Annotated in this window: 5 protein-coding genes; 2 read left to right on the forward strand and 3 right to left on the reverse strand. The window is 62.1% G+C overall.

Features of this window, described 5'->3' with window-relative positions:
• Both VN856_RS14430 and VN856_RS14435 read right to left on the reverse strand, forming a co-directional pair.
• Nucleotides 1-1,358, reverse strand: a 1,358-nt coding sequence (locus tag VN856_RS14430; RefSeq protein ID WP_325690144.1) for an aldehyde dehydrogenase family protein, incomplete at its 3' end; no start/stop codon positions are given.
• A 79-nt stretch (nucleotides 1,359-1,437) separates the two neighbouring features.
• Nucleotides 1,438-1,860, reverse strand: a complete 423-nt coding sequence (locus tag VN856_RS14435; RefSeq protein WP_325690146.1) for a MarR family transcriptional regulator — start codon at nucleotides 1,858-1,860, stop codon at nucleotides 1,438-1,440.
• Between the two features lie 149 nt (nucleotides 1,861-2,009).
• On the opposite strand from VN856_RS14435, the gene VN856_RS14440 reads away from it, so the two are divergent.
• Nucleotides 2,010-2,357, forward strand: a complete 348-nt coding sequence (locus tag VN856_RS14440; RefSeq protein WP_325690148.1) for a DUF732 domain-containing protein — start codon at nucleotides 2,010-2,012, stop codon at nucleotides 2,355-2,357.
• 514 nt (nucleotides 2,358-2,871) lie between these two features.
• Nucleotides 2,872-3,258, forward strand: a complete 387-nt coding sequence (locus tag VN856_RS14445) for a DUF732 domain-containing protein (RefSeq protein WP_325690150.1) — start codon at nucleotides 2,872-2,874, stop codon at nucleotides 3,256-3,258.
• Between the two features lie 166 nt (nucleotides 3,259-3,424).
• Here the strand turns inward: VN856_RS14445 and VN856_RS14450 are convergent.
• Nucleotides 3,425-3,559, reverse strand: a 135-nt coding sequence (locus VN856_RS14450; protein ID WP_325690152.1) for a hypothetical protein, incomplete at its 5' end; no start/stop codon positions are given.

Raw genomic sequence — 3,559 nt, forward strand, 5'->3', positions numbered from 1 at the left:
GGCACGTCGTGGTCAAAGACCAACTGGCAGTTCACTTGGACGCTGCCGGCGTGCAGGCGCTTGAGCATCCGGTGGGCCCGGCCGACATCCTGCGTCCAAGCGGTGGCGGCCAGGCCGTAGGTGGTGTCGTTCGCCAAGGCCACGGCTTCGTCCTCGTCGTCGAACGGCAGGATCGTGACAACGGGCCCGAAGATCTCCTGCTGATACAGCCGCATGCTGGTATCGACGTTGGTGAGCACCGTCGGGTGGACGAAGTAGCCCTTACGGTCCAGCCGGTAGCCGCCGGTGACCACTTCGACGCCGTCCCTTTTGCCTTCGTCGATGAAGCCCATCACCCGGGTCAGCTGCTTCTGGCTGATGAGCGGGCCGCTGACGCAACCCTCCTCGCTGGGAGCGCCGAGCTTGAAGGTGTTGGCCATCATCGAGATGCCTTCCACCACTTGGTCGTACACGCCACGCTGGGCGAAGATCCGCGATCCGCAGACGCAGCCCTGGCCAGAGTGCACGAAGATGCCCAGCGATGCCATCAGGAGGGCCTTGCTCATGTCGGCGTCGTCGAAGATCAGCACAGGCGACTTGCCGCCGAGTTCGAGCGTGACCTTCTTCAGGTTGTCGGCGGACGCCCGCACGATCTCCTTGCCGACTTCCGTCGAGCCGGTGAAGGCGACCTTCTGGACGTCGGGATGCGCGGTGATCGCCGCACCCGCGGTGTGACCGTAGCCGGTCAGCAGGTTGGCGACACCCTCGGGCACACCGGCTTCGTGGATCAGCCCGTCGAGCAGAAGAGCTGAAAGCGGTGTCTCCTCAGCGGGTTTGACGAGCACACTGCAGCCGGCGGCCAACGCCGGTGCGAGCTTGGCGCTGGCGTTGAAGATCGGTCCGTTCCACGGGAAGATCAGCCCGACCACGCCGTAGGGCTCTTTCAGTGTGTAGGCGTGCATATCGACATAGGAGTCGCTCGCGATGCCATCGGTCTTCACGTCGTAGGCGACGCCGTTGATCTTCGAACACCAACCGGCGTAGTAGCGGAAGAACTCCGAGCACGTGGACATCTGCAACGTCGCCTGCATCAGCGGCATGCCGGTGTTCAGCGAATCCAGTTGGGCGAACTCGTCAGCGTGCGCGTCGATCAGGTCCGCGATCCGCCACATGATCTTGGCCCGCTCGCGGCCCGGCAGCTGGGACCATACACCGGACTCGAAGGACGCCTTCGCCCGTGCGACGGCCTCCTCGACCCCTGCTGCGCCGCAATCGGTGAATTCCGTGATCGTTTCCTCGGTCGCGGGATCGATGACTGAAATGACATCACCTGAGCCGGGTCGCTTGCGAAGGTCGTCCAAGAGTTCCTGCAGCGCCATCTGATCCCTTCCATGCCATTCACGCCGAATGCTGAGCACCTGCTTAGCATCGCTGGCGATGCCGGGTCAAGCGCGTGCGTCAGTGACCCAGCGCTTTGGTCAACAGCGCGGTGAGCCGCTTCTGCTCGGCCGCGCTCAACTGGTCAGTCAATGGCGTGATTCGGTCACCGACGGCCGCAGTGATCACCGGCACCAGTCTGCGAGCCGACTCGGTGAGTGTCACTCGTACTGATCGGCCGTCGTGCGGATCGGCGGTCTTGGTAACCAGGCCGCGCTGTGCGGCGCGGTCGATCAGCCCGCTCATGGTGGAGCGCTCCAGTCCGGTGAAGGTCGCCAGATCGGCCATCGTCGGCTCGCGGTCCCGCAAGATGCCCAGCACCCGCAGTTGAGTGAGTGACAGGTCATGCTCGGCCGCGACTTCTGTGAGCACCGCCATCAACGTAAAAGACATCTGCGCCAACGCATCTCGCAGATGGTCGAGATGGTGGTTGCTGGACGTCACCGGTCAGACAATATCAAATACGTGGTAGTACGAACTAGATAAAAGATCGGTATGTCACCCGAATCATTTGCCCAAGTTTCGCTAATTTGTCATGTGTTTACCGCACACTTACGTCACCATCACTGCCGATCATGAAGGAAGCGCATCACATGGCCCTAACTCGCTGGCTTGCCGGATTCACCCTCCCGCTGATCGCCGCCGCTGCGCTGGTCAGCAGCCCCGCGAAAGCGAAGGCCGATCCCGTCGCTGACGACTACCTCAATCAACTGCGCGGCGCCGGCCTGACGTGGCCGCCGGGGCACGAGCAGGCGCTCATCGGGACGGCTTTGCTCGTCTGTGACGACCTCGGGTGGGGTTGGACGCCGCAACAGATTGCCAATAACGTTCACGCCAATCTGGACCCGGACAACATCCATGTGCACGACGTCGGAGCCATGGTGAACATCGCGCGTGCGGTTTATTGCCCCAACCAGCGGTGCTGGGCTCCCCACTGCTGAGCCCCATTCGAATCCGTTGCGGACGAACCGCAACGAGATAAAACACATGAGGCGCGGACGCTCGGGCTGAGCGCCCGCGGCTCATGGAGCGAGACTTATACGTCGCAGCAGAGCGCGACGTTCCTCTAGCTTCCTCGATCGTTTCGCCATGCCTCGGAGATGCGCACCGCCCCTCCGAGGCATTCACGTGCTGGCATTTGGGCACATCTCAGGGTTGTCCTTCGCGCGTTAACTTTTCTCGCCGCTAAACCCGTCGAGTCATAACCGGCAGCGCATGTTGTGCGCCTCTTCTGGCGGCGACACGCCCGGAGCAGCCGATACGAATGCCCGGGCCCCGTCAACGGTGCCGTGACTGAAATCCCCTGTTTGCGCGGTGGATGTGCTGGTGAAGAGGCATTTCGCCGTTTGCGAACCCGCACGCGTAACGAACAGGAAGACCCCATCGAGCACACAGGCAGCCTTAAGTTCAGATGTCCATGATATGAATCATGGGTATTGTTAAGGTGAACGAAAAGTGAACAGGGGACCTCTTGTGATCGGAAAACTCCTCGTCGGTGTCGCTGGAGCCGTCATATCCATAGGCCTGGCCGCGTCGGCCGGAGCCGACCCGGTCACGACAGCCGGCGCCAACCAGCCATCGCAACCTGGCACACCCCAGGACTTTTTGGCCGCCGTACGGTCGGCGGGCATCACCGGGACGGATCCGGCGATGCTGGGCGACGGCTACAACGCGTGCTGGCAATTGTGGAATCAGCACGCCGCGGGTACTCAGGTGGCCGCGGGCCTCGTGCGCGACTATCACCTGACCGACGCGCAAGCGGGTCAATTTGTGCTTTCCGCCTACAACGACCTGTGCCCAGTGCCCGGCACGTATGACTATTGGGCTTATAGCACCAGCTGAAATCAGTTGGCCCGCAACAACAACGACGATGGACGCACGCGTATAAAGTAACCCGCACAGCGGTCGGCAAGGTTATCGCCGACCGCCGCGCACCACACACTGCGGTCCGGTTGCGCTCCGAAGGTAGCGCTATCTAGCTAAGCCGCAGTTCAAAGGGCTAAGCGGATCACACGTCGTAGTACAGCGCGAACTCGTACGGGTGCGGCCGGATCTGAACCGGCAGGATCTCGTTGTCGCGCTTGAAGTTGATCCACGTCTCGATCAGGTCGGACGTGAAAACGCCTCCCTCGGTGAGGTATTC

The sequence above is a fragment of the Mycobacterium sp. genome, assembly GCF_035603715.1.
Classification (GTDB): Bacteria; Actinomycetota; Actinomycetes; order Mycobacteriales; family Mycobacteriaceae; genus Mycobacterium.

Coding starts and splice junctions, on each gene's coding strand:
- VN856_RS14440 (WP_325690148.1), top strand. CDS start 2,010: ATGGCCCTAACTCGCTGGCTTGCCGGATTCACCCTCCCGCTGATCGCC.